The sequence below is a fragment of the Lentzea sp. NPDC055074 genome (assembly GCF_053608005.1).
This window is the reverse complement of the sequence record NZ_JBSGUQ010000002.1, coordinates 582303-605517: the sequence shown is the minus strand read 5'-3', so window position 1 is coordinate 605517 and position 23215 is coordinate 582303. Positions and strand designations below refer to the sequence as shown.

General features: G+C 70.4%; 23 protein-coding genes. 4 read left to right on the top strand and 19 right to left on the bottom strand.

The features are described from left to right. The first annotated feature begins 111 nt into the window (after positions 1-111). The gene (locus ACWF7A_RS06955; protein WP_452249487.1) at positions 112-570 is read left to right on the top strand and encodes an STAS domain-containing protein; all 459 of its coding nucleotides are present in this window, start codon (positions 112-114) and stop codon (positions 568-570) included. Here ACWF7A_RS06955 and ACWF7A_RS06950 read toward each other — a convergent pair. The 15 genes from ACWF7A_RS06950 to ACWF7A_RS06880 all read right to left on the bottom strand — a co-directional run bounded on the left by ACWF7A_RS06950 (position 520) and on the right by ACWF7A_RS06880 (position 13961). Beyond that, positions 520-1254, bottom strand: a complete 735-nt coding sequence (locus tag ACWF7A_RS06950; RefSeq protein WP_452249486.1) for an ANTAR domain-containing protein — start codon at positions 1252-1254, stop codon at positions 520-522. The genes ACWF7A_RS06955 and ACWF7A_RS06950 overlap by 51 nt on opposite strands. A gap of 10 nt (positions 1255-1264) precedes the next feature. Continuing rightward, positions 1265-1894, bottom strand: a complete 630-nt coding sequence (locus tag ACWF7A_RS06945; RefSeq protein ID WP_452249485.1) for a hypothetical protein — start codon at positions 1892-1894, stop codon at positions 1265-1267. Positions 1895-1898: 4 nt separating this feature from the next. Beyond that, entirely contained in the window at positions 1899-2282 is a 384-nt protein-coding gene (locus tag ACWF7A_RS06940; RefSeq protein ID WP_452249484.1) for an HPF/RaiA family ribosome-associated protein, read from the bottom strand. A gap of 446 nt (positions 2283-2728) precedes the next feature. Beyond that, positions 2729-2926 (bottom strand): sigma factor-like helix-turn-helix DNA-binding protein, encoded by a 198-nt coding sequence (locus ACWF7A_RS06935; protein ID WP_452249483.1) that lies wholly within the window; start codon positions 2924-2926, stop codon positions 2729-2731. Next, positions 2923-3852, bottom strand: a complete 930-nt coding sequence (locus ACWF7A_RS06930; protein WP_452249482.1) for a tetratricopeptide repeat protein — start codon at positions 3850-3852, stop codon at positions 2923-2925. The genes ACWF7A_RS06935 and ACWF7A_RS06930 overlap by 4 nt, the downstream gene beginning before the upstream one ends. Positions 3853-3999: 147 nt before the next feature. Then, positions 4000-4785, bottom strand: coding sequence for an ANTAR domain-containing response regulator (locus ACWF7A_RS06925; RefSeq protein WP_452249481.1), 786 nt, complete (start codon positions 4783-4785; stop codon positions 4000-4002). A 235-nt stretch (positions 4786-5020) separates the two neighbouring features. Beyond that, positions 5021-6484 (bottom strand): glycoside hydrolase family 130 protein, encoded by a 1464-nt coding sequence (locus ACWF7A_RS06920; RefSeq protein ID WP_452249480.1) that lies wholly within the window; start codon positions 6482-6484, stop codon positions 5021-5023. Next, positions 6481-7491: a hypothetical protein gene (locus tag ACWF7A_RS06915; RefSeq protein ID WP_452249479.1), complete on the bottom strand. Its 1011-nt coding sequence runs from the start codon at positions 7489-7491 to the stop codon at positions 6481-6483. The genes ACWF7A_RS06920 and ACWF7A_RS06915 overlap by 4 nt, the downstream gene beginning before the upstream one ends. Beyond that, positions 7488-8615: a glycosyltransferase gene (locus tag ACWF7A_RS06910; protein WP_452249478.1), complete on the bottom strand. Its 1128-nt coding sequence runs from the start codon at positions 8613-8615 to the stop codon at positions 7488-7490. The genes ACWF7A_RS06915 and ACWF7A_RS06910 overlap by 4 nt, the downstream gene beginning before the upstream one ends. 343 nt (positions 8616-8958) lie before the next feature. Then, positions 8959-10236, bottom strand: a complete 1278-nt coding sequence (locus ACWF7A_RS06905; protein ID WP_452249477.1) for a glycosyltransferase — start codon at positions 10234-10236, stop codon at positions 8959-8961. Positions 10237-10375: 139 nt separating this feature from the next. Next, positions 10376-11134 carry a GAF domain-containing protein gene (locus ACWF7A_RS06900; protein WP_452249476.1) on the bottom strand — a complete coding sequence of 253 codons (759 nt, stop codon included), beginning with the start codon at positions 11132-11134 and terminating at the stop codon, positions 10376-10378. Positions 11135-11213: 79 nt separating this feature from the next. After that, on the bottom strand, positions 11214-11891 hold the full coding sequence (locus tag ACWF7A_RS06895; RefSeq protein WP_452249567.1) for a GAF and ANTAR domain-containing protein: 678 nt from the start codon (positions 11889-11891) through the stop codon (positions 11214-11216). A 450-nt stretch (positions 11892-12341) separates the two neighbouring features. Beyond that, positions 12342-12491 (bottom strand): hypothetical protein, encoded by a 150-nt coding sequence (locus ACWF7A_RS06890; RefSeq protein WP_452249475.1) that lies wholly within the window; start codon positions 12489-12491, stop codon positions 12342-12344. 242 nt (positions 12492-12733) lie between these two features. Beyond that, positions 12734-13423: a hypothetical protein gene (locus tag ACWF7A_RS06885; RefSeq protein WP_452249474.1), complete on the bottom strand. Its 690-nt coding sequence runs from the start codon at positions 13421-13423 to the stop codon at positions 12734-12736. A 154-nt stretch (positions 13424-13577) separates the two neighbouring features. Then, complete coding sequence (locus tag ACWF7A_RS06880; protein WP_452249473.1) at positions 13578-13961, bottom strand: DUF2188 domain-containing protein; 384 nt, start codon at positions 13959-13961, stop codon at positions 13578-13580. Positions 13962-14109: 148 nt separating this feature from the next. Here ACWF7A_RS06880 and ACWF7A_RS06875 point away from each other — a divergent pair, with 148 nt between their 5' ends. Further along, entirely contained in the window at positions 14110-15903 is a 1794-nt protein-coding gene (locus ACWF7A_RS06875) for an ABC transporter ATP-binding protein (protein ID WP_452249472.1), read from the top strand. Between the two features lie 108 nt (positions 15904-16011). Here the strand turns inward: ACWF7A_RS06875 and ACWF7A_RS06870 are convergent, their stop codons facing one another. The 3 genes from ACWF7A_RS06870 to ACWF7A_RS06860 form a co-directional block, all read right to left on the bottom strand. After that, positions 16012-16563 carry an EF-hand domain-containing protein gene (locus ACWF7A_RS06870; protein ID WP_452249471.1) on the bottom strand — a complete coding sequence of 184 codons (552 nt, stop codon included), beginning with the start codon at positions 16561-16563 and terminating at the stop codon, positions 16012-16014. Further along, a complete protein-coding gene (locus ACWF7A_RS06865) occupies positions 16560-18983 on the bottom strand; it encodes a molybdopterin-dependent oxidoreductase (RefSeq protein ID WP_452249470.1) in 2424 nt (807 codons plus the stop codon). Before ACWF7A_RS06865 ends, ACWF7A_RS06870 begins: the two co-directional genes overlap by 4 nt. A gap of 296 nt (positions 18984-19279) precedes the next feature. Continuing rightward, a complete protein-coding gene (locus ACWF7A_RS06860; RefSeq protein ID WP_452249469.1) occupies positions 19280-20110 on the bottom strand; it encodes a helix-turn-helix domain-containing GNAT family N-acetyltransferase in 831 nt (276 codons plus the stop codon). Between the two features lie 98 nt (positions 20111-20208). Here ACWF7A_RS06860 and ACWF7A_RS06855 point away from each other — a divergent pair, with 98 nt between their 5' ends. After that, positions 20209-21540 (top strand): FAD-dependent oxidoreductase, encoded by a 1332-nt coding sequence (locus ACWF7A_RS06855; RefSeq protein WP_452249468.1) that lies wholly within the window; start codon positions 20209-20211, stop codon positions 21538-21540. Then, positions 21530-22732 (top strand): MFS transporter, encoded by a 1203-nt coding sequence (locus ACWF7A_RS06850; protein WP_452249467.1) that lies wholly within the window; start codon positions 21530-21532, stop codon positions 22730-22732. Before ACWF7A_RS06855 ends, ACWF7A_RS06850 begins: the two co-directional genes overlap by 11 nt. Here ACWF7A_RS06850 and ACWF7A_RS06845 read toward each other — a convergent pair. Continuing rightward, positions 22729-23130: an arsenate reductase ArsC gene (locus ACWF7A_RS06845; protein WP_452249466.1), complete on the bottom strand. Its 402-nt coding sequence runs from the start codon at positions 23128-23130 to the stop codon at positions 22729-22731. The two genes, ACWF7A_RS06850 and ACWF7A_RS06845, sit on opposite strands and share 4 nt — an antisense overlap. Positions 23131-23215 lie beyond the last annotated feature (85 nt).

Here is a 23215-nt window from a genome sequence, read left to right as displayed (position 1 = left end):
CGCTGCGGCAATCGGGCGACGGTACCTCGCTACGCCTGTACGCGGGGGTGTAGCGTCGTGGGGTCAGATGCCCTGGACCCAGGCGCGGCGAGAGCCGACCGAGGAGTCTCCATGGTGCACGTTGATCACATCACGCCGGCTGCGTTGCGGTCTGTCTGGAACGACTCCGGCGGTGGTGACCAGCTTTCCGTCACGGAACCGCTGGCCCCGCCCGACGTGGTCGTGGTGACCGTGCGGGGCGAGGTCGACGGCACGGCCTGCCCGTGGTTGCACGATCGTCTGGTGTCGCACGTGCGGTCCACCCGTCACCTGATCGTCGATCTCAGCGAAGTGAGCTTCTTCGGCGCGGCCGCGCTCACCGTCCTGGTCGTCGTCAGGGCGGAGGCCCTGGCCGAGCGGTGCCGGCTGTGCGTGGTCGTGCGATCCCGGGTGGTGCGACTCCCTCTCATCATCACCGGCCTGATCGGCGAGTTCGACCTCCACGCCGATCTCGTGGAGGCCCTGGTGTGCTCGCGTTCGTCAGGGGAGCCGGGGCTTCGTGGCCCTCGCCAGCCCGGAGATCTCCGGTGACCGGGCGTTGACCTGGGCGGCCACCTCGGAGAGCAGCTGGTTGGTGTTGCGGGCGTGGGTGCGCATCAGCGAGAAGGCGTCCTCCACGTCGATCTGCAGGCGCTCCGTCAGCACGCCCTTGGCCTGCTCGATGGTGATGCGGCTCGTGAGTGCGGCCTGCAGCTGTTCCGCGAGCACCCGGTTCTGCCGGATCGCGCGCACCTGGAGAAGACTGATCGTCGCGACGTTCGCGAACGACTGCGCCAGCGTCGTCGCCTCGGGGGGAAGCGCTCCCGGCGAGGTCCGGAAGAGGTTCAGCGTGCCGATGACCTCGCTCCGCAGCCGCATCGGGACCGCGTCGACCGCGACGAACCCGAGGCGCACCGAGGCGGCGCTGAACCGGGGCCACCGCGGTGGCCCGACGCGCAGGTCGTCGCACCGGACGCTCTGACCTGAGCGGAAGCACTCCTCGGAAGGGCCTTCTCCGTCGTGGGCCAGGTAGTGCTCCAGCGGCCGGGTCATCTTGGTCGAGACGGCCATCAGCCTGAGCGCACCTCGTTCGTCGGCCAGCTGGATGCCCGCCACGTCCACGGCCAGCAGCTCGACGCAGCGTTCGGCCAGCACGTGCAGGAACTCGATGCTGTCGAACCGCTCCACGAGCGTGTCGGCCAGCTCGACGAAGGTCTCGGCCACCCGGTCCGACATCGTGCCACCTCTACTCGTCGCTGTCGCTGCACATGACTCCGCGCCCGGCCCGCTCTTTCGCCACCGAGAAGAGGTGGCGGACCGCAGGGCCGGACGGCCCACGCGTGCGGACGGATGCCTTTCCACCGTGCTCGTCCTCCGCGCTCCGGCCCCCGGGCCGGTCCAGCAACAGGGCCGTGGCCACGTCGGCCAGGTGCACCGCGTCGGCGATCTCGTCCGGCAGCAGGGCACCGCAGGTGTCCCGGTGGATCTCCAGAGCGCCGAGCGAGTGCGCGTTGAGCACCAACGGGAACGCGAACACCGCCGCCACCCCGATCGCGGTGGCGGCGGGGGCGAAGAGCGGCCAGTGCTTCGTGTCGGCGAGGTCCGGCACCAGCACCGGCCAGTTCTGCCGCGTCGCCGTGAAAGCCGGACCCTCCGCGAGCATGGTCTGCAGTTCCGCGATCTCCACCCCGCAGAAGCCGGCGGTCTCGAACGGCTGGACGCCACTTCGCGCGGTCCGCAGGTAGAGCGCGCTGCCGACCGCGTTCGTCCTCACGCTGCAGGCGATGCAGACGTGGCGAACGGCGACCTGCCGGTGCTCGTCCTCGTCCTCGTGGATGTCCACGTGGAACACCTGGCGGTGCTGCTCGGTGCTCATGTCGCTAGCCGATCCCGGGTTCGGGCGCCACCGACCGCGGCGATCGGTTGTGGCGCGGTTCGGTGCGGGTCTTCGCCTCGTCGACCTGGCGAACCAGGTCGTCCCCGGCCTCGCCGAGCGCCGACGACAACCGCTGCTTCGACGAGGTCGCGACGAAGTGCACGCGGTGCGCGCCGCTGATCCAGCACTGCAGGACGACCCGCTGTTCGTCGCCGTCGCGGTCCCTCAGGCTGATCTCCAGGTCCACCTGGTCGTCGCGGTACGACCGCAGGCGGGTGCCGAGCGCGGCCAGACACCTCACGACCCAGTCGCGTTCGGTGGCGTGGAAGCCGGTGGAGAGGTGCAGGCGCTGGGCGGTCACCGACACGTCGGCCGGGACCGCGTTCATGCATTACCGCACGCGGTGCTCAATTGACATCTCCTCGTGACATCAGAGCGACCGCGAGGTCCGGGCGGATTAATGTCAGAGTAGCCCCTTTGTGGTCGTTCTCAAACTTCTTCGACTCATTGTGCGAAGGCCGCGTCGTCCGGCCGCCGCTGCGGGACGAGCGCGCGGCGGCCCGGCGCAGGGATGAAAATGCGCGTGACCAGCGTTCTCTGTCGAGGAGTGGGATGGCAGGAGGCCTCCGGAGTCGCTCCGCACGGTCGCGCTCGAATGGTTTCCGGGGGTTTTTTCTGGAATGACATGCCTGCTGGAAAATTGAGCCCATCTCGTGGTCGGCGATTTTCGTCGCTATTTTTTCGCGGTGTGTCCGACAAACGTATCGACGCTCGTGCGTCCGTTTGGCGGTGACGGGGGCTCCGATGCGGTGAGTGCGCCTCACGATGCCGGGGTCAGGACCGCCTGATCGCCGCGCGGAGGGTTTCGAGCGCCTGGTGCTGCAGCAGGCGCACCGCTGCCGGCGTGGACCCGAGCGCGTGTGCTGTCTGCTCCGCGGAGAGGCCGTGAACGACCCGCAGGTGCAGGACTTCGCGCTGATCTTCGGTGAGTGCCGCGAGGTACCGAAGGCCGGGCCACGCCGGATCGCTCACGACGCCTTGGAGGTGCCGTGACCCGCGTCGATGTCGTCGGCGAGGCCCCGCGCCCCTGCGTTGTCCTGGTGCCTGCGCGCGAGGGACGCGAGCGGGCGGAAGCGGTCGCGCACGCGGGCCGAGTCGACGAGTGCCGACATCGTGAGGGCCCGCATCCCGCAGTCCACCCCGCCCTGGACGTCTCCTTCGACCAGATGGCTGGTGGACAACAGGATCAGGCTGAACGTCCGGCTGCGGACCAGCGTCTCGTCGTACTCGCCGATGGCCGCGGTGAGCAGGGGAACGGCGGTCCGCGCGTGCCGTCGTCCCACCGTGACCGACAGGTCCGTGTACACGGCTCCGGCGATCGCGGAGAGCTCCGCCTCGGTGAAGAAGGCCGCCCACCCGGCCACGTCGGCGCGGTTCGCGGCGGCGAACTCGTCCTGGCCGCGGTCGAGCAGCGCGAGGGCGCCGTGCTCGGCCCCCTTCTTGGCGCACGCCCACGCCGCGTTCACGGAGAGGATGCCGGCCGCGAGGTCGTCGCCGGCCCTGGCGGCCGCGAGCCGGCCGACGTCGAAGTGGCGCAACGCCTCGTCGATCTGCCCGTGGTGCAGGAACACGCGCCCCAGCCGGTAGCACACGTTGGCCGTCAACCCGTCCGCACGCGCGAGGCCGCTCAGGGCCAGGGCGTGGCAGAAGTGGTGCTGTGCGGCGCTCACCAGGCCCGCGTCGAAGCTGACCCAGCCCGCGATGTTCCGCAGGTCCGCGACAGCGGCGTGCAGTCGTTGCCGCACGTGCGCCGGCACGCGAGCGGTGAGCAACGGCAGGCTGTCACGGATCTGGCGCCGGACGTCGTCGAGGCAGTTCTCACCGCCACTGCGATGGTCCAGTTCGCGCAACGCGCGGGTGTGTTCTTCCAGGCGCGTGACATCGGAAATTCCGATCATGACGGGCACCCCGAGCCGTGAGAGGCGGATGGTGCCGCCGGGGGCCGGGGCGGCTGGATCGTACTTAGACCTTAGTACGGCACCCACGTCGTGATCCGCCACTGTTCGGGTGCTTATGACTTTTCGGGGTGGACCGGGCGGGTCTGCTCACCGCCCGGCGACGCTGTCGAGCAGGTTCTTGGCCACGTCGCGGAGTTTGACGTTGTTGCGCTGGGACTGCTGGACGAGCAGCTCGAAGGCCTGGTCGGCGGTGCAGGCGTGCACCGCCATGAGAATCCCCTTGGCCTGTTCGATCACCGCACGTGAGGCCAGCGCGGTCTCGAGGTTGTCGATGTGCTCACGCGATCTCTGCCGCTGGTGGGCGTTGCTGATCGCCGCGCTGGCCGCCGTGGTGAACAGCCGCATCACGCTCTCGTCGAACGGGTCGAAGGCCGTCGCGCTGTAGCTGTAGATGTTGAGCGATCCCATGTGGACGGCGTCGTTGCTGTCCGATGCCGGAAGCGCGATGGGCACGGAGAGGTAGGCGCGCACACCGAGTCGTTCCGCGGCCGCCTCGAAGTCCGGCCAGGTGTCGCCGCTCTCGCCGATGACGACGCGGACGACCTGGAGCGTGCGCAAGGCTTCCAGACAGGGGCCGCGGTCGGTGTCGTACTGCCTCTCGTCGGCTGCGACGAAGGTGCTGTCGCTGGCCGCGGCGGTCCTCGGGCGCTCATCGCTGACCGTGATCGTGACCGCGTCAGCGTCCTGGATCGCTCTCGTCGCGGTGTCGGCGAGCCGCTGGAGGATCTCGTCCAGGGGTTCTTCGACGGACATCCCGTCCCTCAGCATGGTGAGAGCCGCGGTCGCCTCGTCCAGGCGTTCCACCGCGTCCTGCGGGTCCGCTTCGGCGGCCTGCGCGTCCTTCTGACCGAGGCCGGTAGTCAGGTCGTCCATGCCGCATCGCCTTCCACCGGGAACGAGTTCGCGGCGCTGGTGCTCAACGCGCGCAGCGAATGGTACGGCGCGGAAGTGCCGGCGGGCGTGCCACGAAGGCGAGGACGACGAGTCGAGGTGGTGACCGGGTGTTTCCGGGCCCGTGGCAGGCCGGCGGCCACGCCGAGCGGTGCCACGACGACGAAGGGGGCCGGGGCAGCGCTCGCGTCGTGACGCCGCGGCCACCCCTCGACGGTCACCGCGTCATCGCGGCGGTCAGTTCGCTGACCGACGCCGTCGCCACGCCGATCGTCGCGTCGCTCGCTCCGTAGGGGATCACCAAGGTGTCGCCGTGGGCCAGGCCACCGCACGAGTAGACGACGTTGGGCACGTATCCGTTCCGCTCGACGGCGTCGGGCGTCAGCAACGGCTCCCGCAAGGTGGCCAGGACCCGGTGGGGCTGCTCGAGGTCGAGCAGCATGGCGCCCATCGAGTAGAGCCGCATCGGTCCCACTCCGTGGGTCAGCACGAGCCAGCCGTCGGGGGTCTCGATCGGGGAGCCGCAGTTGCCGACCTGGACGAGATCCCAGTCCCGGTGCGGCACCGCCACGGTCCGGGGGTCGTTCCACGTCCTGACGTCGTCCGACGTCGTCAGGGCCGTGCTCTCGCCGTCGCCCCGGGACAACGCCGCGAACCTGCCGCCGATCCGCCGGGGGAACAGCGCCATCCCCTTGTTGCGCGCCGCGGAACCGATCATCTGCGTGACCCGGAAGGTGCGGAAGTCGTCGGTCTGCAGCAGCTGTGGCGCCACGTCGACGCCGTCGTACGCGGTGTACGTCGCGTAGTAGGTCTGGCTGCCGTCGTCGTCGGTGAAGCGCACGAACCTGGCGTCCTCCATGCCCTGGCGCTCGGACGGGCCGGCCGGCCAGAGCACCCGCCCGCCCACGACCGAGTCGTCCGGGAACTCGGTGGTGTAGTTGCACGCGGCGATCCACCTGACCAGTTCGACGGTCCGGTGCGCCGCCTGCCTGGCGAGGAGCTTCGGGTGCAGGCCTGCCAGCAGCTCGTCCAGTTCGGCGCCGGTGAACCGGGTGGGCAGCCACCGGTTCAACGCGGCGGAGACCTCGTCGTCGTGGCCTCGCTCGGAGAGCTTGCCCTGGAAGACGCTCTTCTCGTGGACGGCGTCCCGGCGCAGGCCGGTGCTGAGGACGTCGGGTCGTGGATCCGTGCTGACGTCGTCACCGGGCCCCACCGTCCCGGTCTGGAAACCTATCGAGGACAGGTGCCCCTCGCCGATGCCGCGGACGCTCAGCACGAACCTCAGCCGGCCGGGCGCCGTCCCGCTCTGGTCGGGATGCACGACCATGGACGGGTTGCACACCGCCGCTGCCTCGACGGCGTATTCGTGGGTGAAGTACGCGCCGATCAGCAACCGGCGGGGTTCGGCCAGGTCGGCGTCCGCGGGCAGGCGGTGGCTGACGCTCGCGAAGTTGTCCGCGAAGGTCACGCGGATGTCCTGGTGCCGTTCCGCGAACAGGCGGACCGTGCGCTCGAGCGCGGCGAGGACGACGTCGTCGCCGAGTGCCATCACCCGCCGGATCACGGCCGCGGACCGCGACTCGTGCTCGGGCACCTCCTCACCGGGCACGAACAGCTTGGTGATCACCCGGCGCGGGTCCGGACGCAGCCGCAGCCGGCTTCGGGTGACGCGTGCGTTCATCCGGTGCTCCTCAGGAGCGTGCGCAGGTGTTGCTGGGTGGAGATCAGAGCCAGGGTCGACTCCGCCCCCTGGTTGATGTTCGGGCCTTGCGGGGTCAGCCCGTCGTAACCGCCGCCGGTCTGGTCGTCGCGCATCGACGAGCCGAGGTCGTTGTCGCCGTTGAACCACGCGATCGAACGGTGGACGCCGTCGAGCCACGCGGGGTCGCCGGTGCAGCGGTAGGCGCGGGCGCACGCGTCGGCCATCGCGGCCGCCTCGATCGGCTGCTGGTCGAACGCCGGGCGCGGCTCGCCGAGGAACCACCCGCCGGTCGGGACCGGCGAGAGGTGGAAGTCCGTGGACTCGACGTCCAGCAGCCACTCCAGCAGGCGCAGGCCGTCGTCGCGCACCTTGTCGTCGCCGAGGAGATCGCCCGCGGCGATCAGCGCCTCGGCCAGCGCGGCGTTGGCGTAGAACAGCCGGTTCTCGGGCCACGGCCACATCGGGTCGGGACGTGGCTGACCGACGTACGAGGGGATGTCGCGGAGCAGTGCGGCGGCGGAGGCGTGGACGGGATCGGCGCTGAGCACCTCGGCGGCGCCGAGCGCGGCGAACGTCATCGAGCGCACCGACGGCGGCCGGTGGTGGGCGCTGCGGTCGAAGCACTCCAGCGCGATCCGGCGGATCGAGGGAACCGGGCAGCGGGCGGCGGCGGTGCCGAGTCCCCACAGCGCCCGGCCCCACCAGTCGCCCAGGCCCGGCTCGTCCCGCCAGTCGCGGCCGGGACCGAGGCGGTTGTGGAAGCGCCCGTCCTCGTTCTGGGCGTAGGCGACGAAGGCCAGATAGCCCTCGGCCAGCCCGGCCAGTTCGGCGGGCAGCTCCGGTTCGCGGCTCAGGACCACCAGGCCCCTGGCGACGTCGTCGAGGCAGTAACCGTGCTCCCGCCGCGGCAAGGGGCCCTCCGCGTGCTCGTGGAGACCGGTGTCGTCGCTGAGCCGCACCAGGTGGGAGAAGTCGGGTCCGCTCATCTCGTCAGGACGACTCGGGTGGCGAGCAGGTCCTCGGCGAGGCGGAGATAGCGGCCGGCCACCGCGGGCCAGCTCAGCGCCGGACCGAGCTCGGTGGAGCGGTCGTGCATTCCCGCGGCGAGCCCGGGCTCCGTCAGCACGCGCCGCAGCGCCGCCGTGATGGCCGCGGGGTCTCGGTGCGGCACCAGCAGACCGGCTCCGCCGGCCAGCAGTTCGACGGCGTGCGGGAACACCGTGGCGACCACCGGTCTGCACGCCGCGAGCGCCTCGACGAGCACGCCCGACGTGACCTGCTCGGAGGAGTCGTAGGGGAGCAGGACGACATCGGCCCTGCTCACCAGGTCCGCCAGCGCGCTCGCCTCGAGGTAGGCCGGATCGAACTCCACCAGGTTCCCGACGCCGTGGGCGGCGGCACGGTCGCGCAGGTGCGTCCGGTACCTCTCGCCCTCGTGCGCCAGGACCTTCGGATGGGTCTGCCCCGCGATCAGGTAACGCGGGCGCAGGTCGCGCAGCCCGCCGAGCGCCGCGATGCCCCACTCGATGCCCTTGCCCCGTCCGAGCAGACCCCAGGTGAGGATCAGCGGGCGGTCACCGGCCGCACCGTGCGCGGGCCGGTCGGCGGGGACGGCGCCGTGCGGAACCACCACGACGTCCTCGGGCCGTTCGACGAGGTAGCCCGCCAGGAGACGGCTTCTCGCCGCCTCCGACATCGTGACGACGGCGTCCGCGTGCTCGACGACGGCTTCGAGGACCCGGCGCTGCCCCGGGGTGGGGGTGGTGAGCACCGTGTGCAGCACGACGATCACGGGAACCCGAACCTGTGCGAGCACGCCCAGCACCTCCGCCCCGTCATGACCGGCGTAGATCCCGTACTCGTGCTGTACCACCGCGACGTCGCAGTCGTTGAGAACGTCGGCCGCCGCCTCGGTCGCGCCGGGGATCATCTCGTGCACCGCGGCGGACGGATCGGGCGTGGGGCGGCCGGCGTTCGCCACCACGCTGACCACGCGGGAACGGCTCCCCGGAGCGGCGGTGACCAGATGGTGCCGGAGTGCTGCTGTGAAGGTCGCGAGTCCGCACTGAGTCGGCGGATAGGTGCTCATGAAGCCGTAGGTGCGAGGCATGGGGCGGGGCCCTTCGAATTGGCGCGCAGGGACGAACGGCCTGCGGGCACGGCGAGTTCTGCCGGTGAGAGGAACAGGTCGGTGCGGTGACCGAGGACGACATGAGCCTGACCGCTCACATGCGAGGAGAGCTCGACGTACCCGACCCTACACGCATCAGGCGGTGATCGACCGGTGCGCCAGGCGAAAGCGGTCCTCGCGCACCGCGTGAAGTCCACATGCGACTGTCCCAAAGTGACTGTTGAGACGTCTTGGTGGAGTCGTGCGCACGATGGTGGCGCGAGGCGCACTGCTCGATCGAGGACACCCGGCGGCGATCGTCGCCTCGCGGGCGCCGGAGCCATCAGCTCGAAGCCGCGCTCGTGCTTGCTCGTGCGGACATCGACGGGGTGGGGGAGCGCAGTGGGGCCTGTTGCGGCTTGATCGCGGAGTCATAGGTGCGCACCAGGTCGGCGGCGACACGTGACCACGAATACCGCGCGTGCACGCGATCGCGCGCCGCCAGGCCGAGCATTTCCCGGCGCGTCTCGTCGTCGAGAAGCGCTTTCAGTGCTTTGGCGATCCACTCCGGCTTGCCCGGTGCCACCAGCACACCGGTATGCCCCTCCATCACGGGGTCGACGAGACCGCCGACCGAGGTGGCGACGACCGGCACGCCGCAGGCCATCGCCTCCAGCACCGCGCCGCCGGACGACTCGTGCCGCGGGGTGCACACCAGGACGTCGGCGGATCTGAGCAGGGCGGGGAGCTCGTCCTGCGGCACGTGGCCCGCGAACACCACCCGGTCGCCGACCCCTCTCGCGTCCGCCAGTCCCCGCAGCCGCTTCAGCTCCTGGCCGCCCGGCGCCCCGGTGCCGGCGACGACCAGCTCCACACCGTTCAGCTGGGACAGCGCGCGGATGGTGTCCTCGAAACCCTTGCGAGGCAGCAGTCTTCCCACCGACACGATGCGACGCGCGCGGTTCTGGCCGGACGACGCACGTCCCGGCGTGAACAGGTCGAGGTCCACTCCGCGGGGCACCACGGCGAGCTTCGAGCGGTCGACGCCCATCCCGAGCACCACGTGGGCCTCCGAGGTGCAGACCGCGACGACGCGGGCGACCTCGTGACCGACGATCCGTTCGAGCACGAAGCGCTTGGCCGAGGCCGAATCGTTGGCGCGCTGGTAACCGGCGGAGGTCGAGCGCGTGGCGTAGTACGTCTGCACGACCGGCACCTTGTGCTTCCGGGCGCCCAGTACCGCCACCACGCCCGACAACCAGCCGTGGGCGTGGACGACGTCCGGACGGCGCGCTTCCCAGGCGAGTTCGAGGAACTGGACGAAGTCGCCGGTGTGGAAGAGGACGTCGTCCGTGCTCATTTTCATGGCGGGGCCGGCTTGGACGTGCACCACGTCGTAGCCGTCGGTGGTGTGCACGCGCTGCGGGACGTGCGGGTGGTCGCGCCGCGTGTAGACGACCACCTGGTGGCCGAGAGCGGCCAACGCGGTGGCGAGCCCCGCGACGTGGACGTTGCGGCTCCCGGTGTCGAACGCGCCGGGTGCGGCCAGTGGGCTGGCGTGCTCGGAGACGATCGCGATCCTCATCCGCGTGGAGGTGGATCGCTCAGGGCTGCTGCCCACGGTGTTCTCCTCACAACGAGGTGACGACCGCGGGGTCCCGGCGGGTGCTGGTTCTGCCAGCGGACTCAGACTACCCACCCGAGGGTTGTTCGACACGCGACGTCGGGATGCGCTCGGGCGTTCCAGCGGGCCGGCCGCGTCACTGTTCGGTGCGAAGGCTCCCGGCTCCGAGGAAGTCCGCGGGGCGAAGCTCTCCGACGACGAGCTCCCGCGCGACGTCGGCGAGGCGGCGCCCACCGTCCCGCGCGTACCCGCGCAACGCGTGGAAGGCCTGCTCCATCTCCAGGTTCCCGGCGAACGCGAGCACACCCTTGGCCTGCTCGATGACGACCCGGCTGTTCAACGCGGTCTGCAGCTGCTCGGTGAGGACCTCGCTGCGCCGGATGGCGCGTTCCTGCAGGATGCCGATCGTGGCCGTGTCCGCCAGGGCCCGCACGACCAGCAGGTCCTCCTGGCTCAGCAGACCCGTCTCGCGGCGGAAGAGGTTCAGCGTCCCGATGGTCTCGCGCCGCAACCTCATCGGCACCGCGTGCACGGAGGCGAAACCCTCCTGCAGGGCGAGCGGCGCGAAGCGGGGCCAGCGCTGGGTCTCCTGCGCCAGATCGGCGACGAGCACCGGTTCGCCGCCGCGGACGCAGTCCAGGCAGGGACCCTCGCTCGCCTGCAGCTGGAACAGCTCGAGCATCTGGGGCGCGGCGGTGGAGTAGGCCACCACCCGCAGGCCGCCGCGCTGGTCGGACAGCATCAACCCGGCCGCTGTCGCGTCCAGGAGGTGCACGCAGTGGTCGACCAGGCGGTGCAGCAGGTCGACCACGTCGTAGTCGTCGACCAGGGTGTCCGCCAGCTCGACGAACGCGCGCAGCAGCTGCGACTCGCGCTTCGTACCGGAAGAAGCCATACCGTTCATCAAACAGCTCCTGTCTTCTTCGTCCGACGGTAGTGCTGCCGGGCCGGGGTCGGCACCGCCGCGATCGCGGTCATCCGTCCAGCTCCTTCGGGGAGATCCGGCGCGTCACGATGTCCTTGGCGACCTCCTCCACCGACTTCTCCGCGACGAAGGCGTAGCCGCGCAAACGGGCCAACGCCTCCTCCGCGGAGATGTCGAAGGCGGCGACGAGCATTCCCGTCGCCTGGTGCACCTGCTCACGTCCAGGGGAGATCGCGCCCCGCAGTCCGTCGCTGTCGTCGACCTCGCCCAGCAGGAGACCGAGCAGCACCGCGGCCACCACGTCGACGACCTCCAGCGCGACGGCGAGCTCGTCGCCCGACAGCCAGCCGGGCCGGGTCCGGTAGAGGTCGATCGCGCCGATGCCGATCGCGCCCGCCTGCAGCGGGAAGGCGAAGATCGCACCGATGGGCAGCCGGTCGATCTCCGCCGCGAACATGGGCCATTCGGCGGCCGATGCCCGGGGGAGATCCGGAACGAGCACGGGCCTGCGGGTGGCGAACGCCTCGAAGCACGGGCCCTCGCCCAGGCTGAACTGGATGTCCTCGATCTGCGCTGCGACCTTGTCGCTGGCATACAACGTCTCCCGCTCCCGCGGGCCGCTCATCACCGAGACCGAGGCACCGTCGACGGGAAGCACGTCGACGCACGTGCGGATCACGCGGGCCAAGGTGTGCAGCCTGCTCTCGTTGTGACCGAGCGCGGCCATCACGGCCGCCCGCGCGTGGCTCAGGGGCCGATGGGGTCTGTCAGGATCATGCACCTGTGGTCACACCACCGGACCACGACCGATCGCCTACGACTGACACCAGGCTCCTTCACCACGTCGACTGCTCCCAGTCTTTCCTGGACGTAGCGAGGTCTGGGCCCACGCCTTGCGTGACCGCATCAGGATCAACATGACCAGCCTACTGCGCGCACGGGTTCGCTGTCGCGCCGCGTCCGCCGATGGGCCCGTTCCGGCCTGCCGGGCCGGTTCCGGCCCCGGTCATGGGGACATCCCTTGTCTGGAAAGGCACTGTTCGCCTGGATCCGCACGCCTTCGGGCCCGGCGGGATCCAGAGGGGAAGAAGTGGCGGTCACCGCGAGGTCGTCCCGCGTGTCGGCGTCGCGCCCGGCCGGTTCGTCCCGCTGGGGACCACTGTGGACGGTCGTCCGCTCAGTGGTCCGAGGACGTCCGCGGGGAGGGAACGGGCTCCTGGAACAGGTTCGTCCAGGTCGGACGAGCGGGGTCCGGGGAAGCGGGCGTGGCGTCGGACTGGTGCGCTTCGGGATGGCTGAACAGGTCGTTCGCCGGGCAGAGGGTCACGGGGGTTCTTTCCGTTCGATGACAGGACAGGAGGACGCTCTCGTCGATTCCGAGTTGCTTCGTGTCGTGGGCGCGGTCATGGCGGTACTTGCCGAGCCGGAGAACGCACGACGAGAAGGATCCGGGGGCGCGATGCGCGACCACCTCTGGCCGAACAGTACACCTCTTCCCGCACGACCGAGGTTCACTTCGCGCGAGAGCGAACAGGCGAGTCGCCCGAGCGGATCGCGGACCCCGTCGCGTCAGCCGAGGACCTCCGCGGCGAACAGACCGGCCAGCAGCAGCGCGAGACCCGTCGTGGCGCTGAACACCTCGACCGGGACGAGCCTCGTCCGCGCCCACCTCGCGGAGCTCAGGTTCACCAGGACGTGCGCGGAGGCCGTCGCGAGCACCCACCACGGTCCGGCGGCCAGCAGCAGGGTGGCGCCCAGGTGGAACGAGATGGCGGTGAGACCGCGAACACCGCTGTGCGCGGGATGCGTGCTCACGAACCCGCCCTGGGCCTTCAGCTGTTCGGCCGCGTTCCGCCCAATGGGCCAGTTGAAGGTCGTGAGCTCGTTGGCGGCGATGAACACGAGTTGAGCCAGCGCCCAGCCGAAACCCGCCCAGAGCGCGGACTCCGCACCGCCGACGGCGACGAGCACCAGCGCGAGACGGATCACCTCGTCGGTGACTCCGGAGGCGGTGGCGGTGATGGTGTCGCGACGCCGGACGGCGTGCAGCCTCCCCGCCGAACCGAGTGCCGGCAGACGCGCGGCGAGGGCGACCGTCCAGCCGAGGGCGCCCAGCAGCGCCACCCCCGCCTGGCCGATGCCGAGCACCACGAGGAGAGCCGCCGCGAACAGCGCGAGCAGGCACGCCACCACGACGGCACCCGTTCGAACCCTTCCCGTGATCCGGGGAGATGCCTTGGGCGGCCGTTCGTCGTTCACCGATTCTTCGATGTCTCAACGCCACTGTTCTGCCGCGTGTCCGACCGCGGCGTTCGAAGTCCACTGTGGATGGTGTCGCGAACCGGGCCGGTCCGGCTCAGCCGGACGGCGGAAACGCCACCGGCACAAGACAGTCGCGTCGCTCGCGGGAGACTCAGCGGGGGAGAGTGCGCGGGTCGCTTCCGCGGGGGTAGACCTCGTGCTCGCCGACCGAGCCGTCCCGGTCGCGGACGGTGTGGTCCACCGCGGCCGAGATGGCCATCTCACGGCCGTTCGTGCGCGCGTCCTCCTTGGTCAGGTGGACGCTGGAAGGAACGTCGTTCCCCTCGACCTTGTTCTTCCACCGGCCGTCTTCGAAATAGGTCTCGATGTCGCCACGCATGGGCTCACTCCCGTAGGTTCGACCTTCCGGGTACCCGCCGACGCCGACCGTCACACCGCCGGCCCACTCCGAGCCGATGCGTGCGCCGCGATCACCTGGAGCGAGCTCGTCGACGTCGTGCCGGAGCAGCAGGGCGTGCGGTCGGTGGCACGGCACTCCCGATCATCCTGACGCGAGCGGAATTCCGCCTCGGCTGTACGGCCCTAGCACGGAGATCGCCTGTCCGCGCCGATATTCGATCGCTGCCGACCGACTTTCTGCGGCAGCATGAGGAAGCCGGCGGGGTCGAAGGGGGGCGATGGTCGTGTCAGGATCGGAAAGGCCTGTCCGCAAGAACGCGGTGCCGCTCGCCCTGCGCCTGTACGGAAAGGAAGTTCGGCGCCACGGGCTCATCTCCGCGGGCGCTCTTGTGTTGCCCGCGCTGGGCGTCACGTGTCAGCTCTATCTCGCGCCGCTGGCGGTGGGCGGTCTCGTGGGAAGGCTGGCGAGTGGCGGCGGCACCGGCCTCGGCGCCGTCCTGCCGTACGTGCTGGCCTTCGGCGGTTTCATGCTGCTCTCGGAACTGTTGTGGCGCATCGGCCTGCACTGCCTCAACCGCCTGGACGGCCGCGGGATCGAGAACCTGTCGGCCTTCGCGATGGACGAGCTGCTGAGGAAGGACGCGGCGTTCTTCCACGACAACTTCGCCGGGTCGCTCACCAAACGGGTGCTGAGTTTCTCCTTCCGCTTCGAGAACTTCGTGGACACGCTGGCGTTCAAGATCTTCGCCAACGTCATCCCGCTGAGTTTCGCGTGCGTCGTGCTGTGGAGCTACGACCCGATGCTCGTCGCGGTGCTGATCGGCCTGATCCTGGTCACGGGATTCGCGGTCGCGCCGCTCATCCGCCAACGCCAGCGGCTGGTCGCCCAGCGCGAGGCCGCCATCGCCCAGGTGTCCGGCCACGTCTCGGACACGCTGACGAACATGGAGACGGTGCGGGCGTTCGCCGCGGAGCGGCGTGAGGGCGCGGAGCACCGGACCAGGGCTGCGAAGCAGCGAACGCTGGCACTGCGGTCCTGGGACTACAGCAACCTGCGCATCGACACCGTGATCGCGCCGCTGTCCGTGCTCACCAACGTGCTCGGGCTCGTGGTCGCGATCGGGGTCAGCGACGGGCTCGGCGTGGAGGCGATCGTGGTGACGTTCGCCTACTTCGGGAACGCGACGCGCATCATGTTCGAGTTCAACCAGATCTACCGGCAGATGGAGAGTGCGCTCACCGAGGCGGCCCAGTTCACCGAACTGCTGCTCGACCCGCCGACGGTGACCGACCTGGAACACCCGGAACCGTTGTGCGTGAAGGACTCCCGGGTCCGGTTCGAGAACGTCGTGTTCACGCACGGCGGCGGAGAGCCGTTGTTCGACGGGCTCGACCTCGACATCCCTGCGGGGACGCGGATCGGGCTCGTCGGCCGTTCCGGCGGCGGCAAGACCACGCTCACCCGGCTGCTGCTGCGGCTGATGGACGTCGATCGGGGCCGTGTCCTCATCGGCGGCCAGGACATCGCCCGCATGAGCCAGGCCGACCTGCGCGGCCTGATCGGGTACGTGCCGCAGGACCCGGCCATGTTCCACCGGACGCTGCGCGAGAACATCGCGTTCGCACGGCCGGACGCCACCGACGCCGAGATCCACCGCGCCGCGCGGGCCGCGCACGTGACGGAGTTCGCGGACGCGTTGCCCGACGGGTTCGACACGATGGTCGGAGAACGCGGCATCAAACTGTCCGGCGGACAGCGGCAACGGGTCGCGCTGGCTCGCGCCATCCTGCGGGACGCGCCGGTCCTGCTGCTGGACGAGGCGACGAGCGCGCTGGACTCGGAGAGCGAGGTGCTGGTCCAGGAGGCGCTGTGGCGGCTCATGGCCGGCCGTACCGCGATCGTCGTGGCGCACCGGTTGAGCACGGTCGTGCAGATGGACCGGCTGATCGTGCTCGACCGGGGCCGGATCGTCGAACAGGGCACGCACGCGGAACTGCTCGACGCCGAGGGGACGTACGCGAAGCTGTGGCGCCACCAGTCCGGCGGCTTCCTAGACGAGGCGGTCGGCACTCGTTGATGTTGCGGTGACGACTTGCCTACATGCCGTCGACTGCCAGATGGACGTCGTCCAGACCGGCACCGCCGACATGCGGGCGAGCATGTCGGCGGGGCACGGCGCGGCCGGTCAGCCGGCGATCTTGCCGAACAGGTGCGTGGCAGGGGAGTCCGGGTCGTCGCCGTAGAAGAACTCCGTGAGGGCTTGGTGGAACTCGGTGCGATCCAGCCCGCCCGAGCCGTTCAGGTCCAACGCCTCGAAGACCGCGGCACAGTCCTCGGAAGGCACGTTGCCGGCCATTCTGAAGATCTCCCCGAACTCCTCCCGGTCGACCCTGTCGTCACCGTCGAGGTCGATCAGGTCGAAGTAGCAGTCGGCCACCGGTCCGACCTGCTGCGGGTACAGGGTGGGATCGGCCAGCGCCCGTCTGAACCCCTCGGTCATCTCTCGCAGGTCGACCTTCCCGTCACCGTCCTGGTCCATCGGTGCGATCACGTTGGCCCAGAACGCGTCCAGCCCGTCGGTGAGCCGGCGGGCGGTCGTGGACTCCGGTGCGGCACCGCGGGCCGCGATGTAGCGCTCGCCCATCAAACGGACGTCCCGACGGGTGATCACGCCGTCGCCGTCGACGTCCGCGCCGTTGAACCACTGGCGATACTTGAGATCCTGGACTGCAGTCATGACCGCGCAACGTATTCAAGCCCGTGCGCGGGGGTCCAGCGGCGTGACCCGAAGGGGAAATCAGGTCGTTCGTTCGGGTGGTGCCGATCACCGTGCCTTACTTCTGTTGGAGTAACGAAGCTTGGTGGTGTGAAGGCGAGCACGTCGGGGAGGGGTCCGTCGTAGCGCTCGACGTCGACCAGCGCGCTGTGGGCGCTCGGTCCTTGGGACAGGCGTGAGCAAGGCCGATCCGCGGTGAGGACGTTCGGGTTGCCGTGGCGGTCCATCGTCCCGGTCACGCCCGGCTGGACCGGGTCCCACCATGCTCCCGTCGACAGCTGTACGACGCCCGGCATGACGGCGTCGGAGAGGATCGTGCCCGCGAGGCAGCTGCCGCGGTCGTTGTGGACCCGCACGATCATGCCGTTCTCGATGCCGCGCGCGGCGGCGTCCGACGGGTTGAGCGTCACCGGCTCGCGTCCACCGATCTTCGAACCGAGGCTGTGGCCGCCGTTGTCGTACTGGCTGTGCAGGCGCGAGGCCGGCTGGTTCGAGATCAGGTGCAGCGGGAACCGGTCCGACAGGCCGGCGCGGAGCCACTCCGTCGGTTCGAACCACTTCGGGTGCCCGGCGCAGTCGTCGTAGCCGAAGGAGTCGATCTCCTCGGAGAAGATCTCGATCCGGCCCGACGGCGTCGACAGGGGGAAACGCCGCGGGTCGGAGCGGAGGTCCTCGAAACTGCCGGGAAACGGTCCTGTCGACGCCGGCAGCTCGACGGTGGAGCTTCGCCAGAAGTCGTCGAAGTCCGGCAAAGCGGCGCCGCTGCCGAGTTCGGCCCTCGTCTGCTCGTAGAGGTGCCGGACCCAGTCGATCTCGGAGCGCGACTCCGTGAACTCCTTCTCGTATCCCAGCCGGGAGGCCAGGGCGGCGAAGATCTGGTGATCGGTCCGCGCCTCGCCCGCGGGTTCGCGGACCTTCGGCATCGCGACGATGTGGGGATCGGAGAATCCGGCGGCGAAGTCGTCACGCTCGAGGCTGGTGGCGACGGGCAGGACGATGTCCGCGAACTTGGCCGTCGTGTTCCACCAGGCTTCGTGCACCACCACCGTGTCCGGGGCCTGCCAGGCGCGGGTCAGCCGGTGGAGGTCCTGGTGGTGGTGGAAAGGGTTCCCTCCGCACCAGTAGACGAGACGGAGCTCGGGCAGGGTGAGGCGCTGGCCGTCGTAGTCGATGACCTCGCCCGGACGCAGCAGGCTGTCGGCGATCCTCGCGACGGGGATGAAGTCCGGAACCGGGTTGGGAACCGCCGGGATCGTCGCCACGGAGGCCCGGTCCGGGGCAACGCCCGTCGCGTCCATCGTCGCGTACCCCGCACCCCAGCCGCACCCGGGCCGGCCCATCGAGCCGGTCATGGCGGCCAGCACCACGGACATCCAGATCGGTTGTTCGCCGTGGTCCGCGCGTTGCACCGCGTAGTTGACCATGATGAGCGATCGGTGCGAGGTGAGGCGGCGAGCGAGGTCGGTGATCGTGTCGCGACCGATGCCCGTGATCTCCGCCGCCCAGGCCGCGTCCTTCGCAACGCCGTCGAGCTCGCCTGTCAGGTAGGAGGCGAAGCGGTCGAACCCGACGCAGCACCGGCTCAGGAAGTCCTCGTCGTGCCACCCGTTGACCAGCATCGTGTGTGCGATGCCGAGCATCGCGGCGGTGTCGGTGTTGGGGACGACGGGCAGCCATTCGGCGTCGAGGAAGTCGGCGGTGTCGCTGCGGAGGGGACTGACGTTGACGAACCGCACTCCGGCCTCACGGCACCGGCGCTGCAGGGTCTCCGTCTGGTGCTTGGCCAGGCCACCGGGGTTGATCTGGCTGTTCTTGAGGGCCAGCCCTCCGAACGCCACCACGAGCTCGCAGTTCTCGGCGATCTCGTCCCACATGGGCATCCGGCTCTGGTAGCTCCACGGATGACCGCCGATCACGTGGGGGAGGATGACCTCCAAAGCCGCGGTGCTGTAGGTGTTGCGGGAGTCGGTATAGCCCCCGCCCAGCGCCAGGAACCGGTGGAGTTGTCCCTGCGCGTGGTGGAACCTGCCCGCACTCGCCCAGCCGTAGGACCCGCCGAACACCGCGCTGTCCCCGTGCTGTGCGCGAACTCGGCGGAGCTCATCGCTCACCAGCGTGATCGCCTGCTCCCAGCTCACCTCCACGAAGGCGTCCGATCCTCTGGCCGAGCCGTGGGCGCGGGGTTCGCCGTTCAGCCAGCCCTTGCGCACAGCGGGACGCAGGATGCGAGCGCCGTCGTCGGCGGCCGTCACCATTCCGGGGCCGATGGGCGAGGGCACGGGGTCGTCGTGCCGGGGTTCGATTCGCACCAGCCGGCCGGAATCGACCACGGCGACGAAACTTCCCCAGTGCGTCGCGACCGGCATGCGTCGTTCCACCACGTCAACTCCAGCTCTGAGAGTCCTCGATCACGGACAACGGGCGCTCACACCGCCGGGGTGACGTGTCGTCGCGGGAGCCTGCCCTTCGCCTTCGTCCGGCCGAGGTGACTTCCTCGGCCAGCGGCCACCAACCCGACCATGGTGGCATGGCGCGGTCGTGGTTTCCCGCCCTCGGCGCCACCTTCATCAAGCTGGCGTAGCGCCTGCATCGTTGGATGGAGTGATGCATCGCCGCGATGTGTTGTGGGCCATGACTTCGTGGTGATGGCCGGTCACGAATGGCCCACAGGTGATGGTCAGTCGGCGGTGCGGCGTTCGAGGAAGACGGTGTCGCGCCACACGCCGTGGTGGCGCGCGATGCGTTCACGGACGCCGAGGGTGCGGAAGCCCGCGGAGTGGTGCAGGGCGAGGCTGGCGCGGTTCTCGGGGAAGATCGAGGTCTGCAACGTCCAGAGACCGGCTTCGTCGGCGGCGTTGACCTGCCTGTGCACCAGCGCCTTGCCGACGCCACGGCCGCGGAAGTCCCCGCCCACGTAGACGGACGTCTCGGCGACACCCGCGTAGCAGTCCCGTGTGGACACTGCGGTCAGCGCGGCCCAGCCCGCGACCCGGCCGTCGATCTCGGCGACCCAGCGGTGGTCCGGGAGCCACCTGGCGTCGAGCGCCCTGCGCAGGGGCACTTCCGTTTCGAAGGTCGCGTCACCGGTGGCGATGCCTTCACCGTAGACGCGGCGGACGGCGTTCCAGTCGGCGCTGTCCAGCGGGCGGACCAGCACGTCCGCCGGGAGGTCGTCCGGGCAGCACGGGCGCGGAGCGAGCACGCCCATGACCACGTCGGCCGCGTGCGGCAGGCCGGTGCAGCAGGACGGGTTCACGCTGACGTGCGTCGCGGTGCCCTCCCTGTGCTGGCGGAAGAAGCCGACCTCGAGGAGCCTGCGCACGTGGTGCGAGCAGGTGGACTGGCTGATGCCGGCGAGCTCGGCCAGTTCGCCGACGGTCATCGAGCGGCCCGCGGTCGCCACCGCGTGCAGCAGGCGCACTCGGGTCGGCTCCGCCAGGCACGCGAACCAGTCCGCGTAGGTCGCGGCGTCCTCGGCGGGCAGCACGGTCGGCGCGGTGGTCGTCATGGCTGGAGTATCGACGCAGATCGATGGTTGCGTCAATCGATCCCGGTCGATACAGTCCGGCTCGTTGATTTGAAATCCTTCGATTCAAGGGGTGTGTCGTGAGTGAGTTGCCAGTCGTCGTAGTGGGTGCCGGACCTGCGGGTTTGTCCGCGGCGGCGCACCTGGTCGAGCGGGGCGAGCGAGTGCTCGTGCTGGAGGCGGGCGAGCGCGCCGGTGCGGCCGTGTCGCAGTGGAACCACGTCCGGCTGTTCTCCCGGTGGAGCGAGCTCGTCGACCCTGCCGCCGAGCGCCTGCTCGTCGCGGCGGGATGGGCACGCCCCGCCGCCGACACCTACCCGACCGGCGCGGAGTGGGCGGATCTCTACCTCACGCCACTGGCCGAGGTCCTGGGCGACCGGGTGCGGTTCGGGGCGCGCGTCGTGGGTGTCGCACGGCGCGGGCGTGATCGTGTCGTGGACGCAGGCCGGGAGGACGAGCCGCTGACCGTGCACGTCCGGACCACCGCCGGGGAGGAGCGGGTCGTCGCTCGGGCGGTGATCGACGCGTCCGGCACGTTCGGCTCGCCGAACCCGCTGGGCGGTGACGGTCTGCCCGCGGCGGGGGAGGGCTCGGCGGCCGCGCAGATCAACTACCGAGTGCCCGACCTGGCCGCCGAACGCGCTCGTTACGCGGGCAAGCGCGTCGCGGTCGCGGGCAGTGGGCATTCCGCGCTGACCGCGTTGATCGCGCTCGCGGACCTGGCCGAGCAGGAGCCCGGCACGAAGATCGTGTGGCTGCTGCGCCGCGGTGCGGTGGGCGCCGTGTTCGGTGGCGGCGACGCCGACCAGCTGCCCGCACGAGGTGCCTTGGGCCTGCGGGCGAAGAAGGCCGCGGAGGCAGGGTACGTCGAGACCGTCACGGGATTCCGCACCGCCGCGGTGCGGCGGGGCGACGACGGCAGGCTCAGCCTGGAGTCCATTGACGGCGACCGTGTCGAAGGGGTGGACGAGGTCGTCGTGCTGACCGGCTTCCGGCCCGACCTGTCGTGGCTGTCGGAGATCCGGCTGGACCTGGACCCGGTGTTGCAGGCGCCGACGAAGCTCGCGCCGCTGATCGATCCGAACGTCCACTCGTGCGGCACCGTCTACCCACATGGTGAAAACGAGCTGCGGCACCCGGAGCCGGGTGTTTACCTGGTCGGCATGAAGAGCTACGGCCGTGCGCCGACGTTCCTGTCGCTGACGGGCTACGAGCAGGCCCGCTCGGTCGTGGCCGCGATCGCCGGTGACCACGAGGCAGCGGGCCGCGTCGAGCTCGTGCTGCCGGAGACCGGGGTGTGCGGGGGCGCGGGCGTGTTCGACGCGCCGGACGAGCAGAAGGACGGCGGCGGCTGCTGCGGAGCACCGGAGACGGTCGACGTGACGATCGGCCTCGCACCCAGTGCCCGCTGACACCGCGACGGCGCGGCCCGGCCTCGACGCCGGGCCGCGCCGCGTGCTGGTCGTCCTGTGCGTCACCGAGATCGTCAGCTGGGGCGTGCTCTACTACGCCTTCCCCGTGCTGTTGCCCACCATCAGCTCGGACTCCGGCTGGTCGCACGCGGCGATCACGGCCGGGTTCTCCGCGAGCCAGATCGTCGCGGGCCTGGTCGGCATCCCGGTCGGCAGGCTGCTCGACCGGCACGGTCCCCGCGCCATCATGACCACCGGCTCGGTCGTGGCTGTCCTCGCGCTCTTGGCCCTGGCGAGCGCGCGTTCGCCGGCGTTGTTCACCGCCGCGTGGCTGCTGGCCGGTGTCGCGATGGCCGGGGTGTTCTACGCACCCGCGTTCGCCGCGCTGACCCGCTGGTACGGGTCGCGCCGGGTGTCCGCGCTGACCGCGCTCACCCTGGTCGCAGGGCTGGCCAGCACCGTGTTCGCGCCATTGACCGCCGTGCTCAACGAGCACCTCGGCTGGCGCGGCACCTACCTCGTCCTGGCCGGTTTCGTCGCTGTCACGACGATTCCGCTGCACCTGTTCGGCTTGCGGCTACCGTGGCCGGCGGTCGAGCACGAGACCGCCCACACGCCGTCCGCGGTCGCGCGCAGCAGGCCGTTCCTGGTGCTGGTGGTCGCGATGAGCCTGGCCGCGTTCAGCGTGTACGCCGTCGTGATCGCCCTCGTGCCGCTGCTGACCGAACGCGGCATGACGACCTCGGCCGCCGCGCTCGCGCTCGGCCTGGGCGGGGTCGGTCAGGTGCTCGGCCGGCTCGGCTACGCAAGGCTCGCCGCGAAGACGTCGGTGCGCGCCCGCACGGTGCTGATCCTCCTGGTCAGCGCCGTCGTCACCGCGCTGCTCGGCGTGGTGCCCGGCCCCGCGCTGCTGTTGATCGCGGGCTCGGTCCTCGCCGGGGTCACGCGCGGCATCTTCACGCTGGTACAGGCGACCGCGATCACCGACCGCTGGGGCGCCGTGCACTACGGACAGCTCAACGGCCTGTTGACCGCGCCGGTCATGCTCACGGCCGCCATCGCGCCGTGGGCGGGCAGCGCCCTGGCCGCCGTGCTCGGCGGCTACCCGGCGGTGTTCGTCGTCCTCGGGCTGATCGGAGTGCTGGCGGCCGTGTTGTCGACCGCCAGCGTGCCGCGCCAGGACAGCACCTAGTCGAGCAGTTCGGCGACCAGGCCGCGGACCCGGCGGTCGATGTCGTCGCGGATGGGCCGCACGGCGTCGACGCCCTGGCCGGCCGGGTCGTCGAGCTGCCAGTCCAGGTACCGCTTGCCGGGGAACACCGGGCAGGTGTCGCCGCAGCCCATCGTGATCACCACGTCGGAGGCTTCGACGTCGGCCGTGGTGAGCTTCGAGGGCACCTCGGCGGTGATGTCCAGGCCCCACTCGGCGAGTGCGGCGGCAGCGGCGGGGTTGACCACCTCGGCGGGCGCGGAACCGGCCGAGCGCACCGCGATGCGGCCCATGCCGTGGTGCTGCAGCAGTGCGGCGGCCATCTGGGAGCGGCCCGCGTTGTGGACGCAGACGAACAGCACCTCTGGGGTGGCGGACACGGCGCTCTCCTTCTTCACGGCTTGATCTCGGTCGGCAGGTCGCAGCCGGGCTCCTTGGACCGGAGTTCGTCGATGCAGATCACAT

What these genes read in the sequence shown, in the direction of transcription:
- ACWF7A_RS06955 (WP_452249487.1), top strand. Translation starts at nt 112, where the DNA reads ATGGTGCACGTTGATCACATCACGCCGGCTGCGTTGCGGTCTGTCTGG.
- ACWF7A_RS06950 (WP_452249486.1), bottom strand. Translation starts at nt 1,254, where the DNA reads ATGTCGGACCGGGTGGCCGAGACCTTCGTCGAGCTGGCCGACACGCTC.
- ACWF7A_RS06945 (WP_452249485.1), bottom strand. Translation starts at nt 1,894, where the DNA reads ATGAGCACCGAGCAGCACCGCCAGGTGTTCCACGTGGACATCCACGAG.
- ACWF7A_RS06940 (WP_452249484.1), bottom strand. Translation starts at nt 2,282, where the DNA reads ATGAACGCGGTCCCGGCCGACGTGTCGGTGACCGCCCAGCGCCTGCAC.
- ACWF7A_RS06930 (WP_452249482.1), bottom strand. Translation starts at nt 3,852, where the DNA reads ATGATCGGAATTTCCGATGTCACGCGCCTGGAAGAACACACCCGCGCG.
- ACWF7A_RS06925 (WP_452249481.1), bottom strand. Translation starts at nt 4,785, where the DNA reads ATGGACGACCTGACTACCGGCCTCGGTCAGAAGGACGCGCAGGCCGCC.
- ACWF7A_RS06920 (WP_452249480.1), bottom strand. Translation starts at nt 6,484, where the DNA reads ATGAACGCACGCGTCACCCGAAGCCGGCTGCGGCTGCGTCCGGACCCG.
- ACWF7A_RS06915 (WP_452249479.1), bottom strand. Translation starts at nt 7,491, where the DNA reads ATGAGCGGACCCGACTTCTCCCACCTGGTGCGGCTCAGCGACGACACC.
- ACWF7A_RS06910 (WP_452249478.1), bottom strand. Translation starts at nt 8,615, where the DNA reads ATGCCTCGCACCTACGGCTTCATGAGCACCTATCCGCCGACTCAGTGC.
- ACWF7A_RS06900 (WP_452249476.1), bottom strand. Translation starts at nt 11,134, where the DNA reads ATGGCTTCTTCCGGTACGAAGCGCGAGTCGCAGCTGCTGCGCGCGTTC.
- ACWF7A_RS06895 (WP_452249567.1), bottom strand. Translation starts at nt 11,891, where the DNA reads ATGGCCGCGCTCGGTCACAACGAGAGCAGGCTGCACACCTTGGCCCGC.
- ACWF7A_RS06870 (WP_452249471.1), bottom strand. Translation starts at nt 16,563, where the DNA reads ATGACTGCAGTCCAGGATCTCAAGTATCGCCAGTGGTTCAACGGCGCG.
- ACWF7A_RS06860 (WP_452249469.1), bottom strand. Translation starts at nt 20,110, where the DNA reads ATGACGACCACCGCGCCGACCGTGCTGCCCGCCGAGGACGCCGCGACC.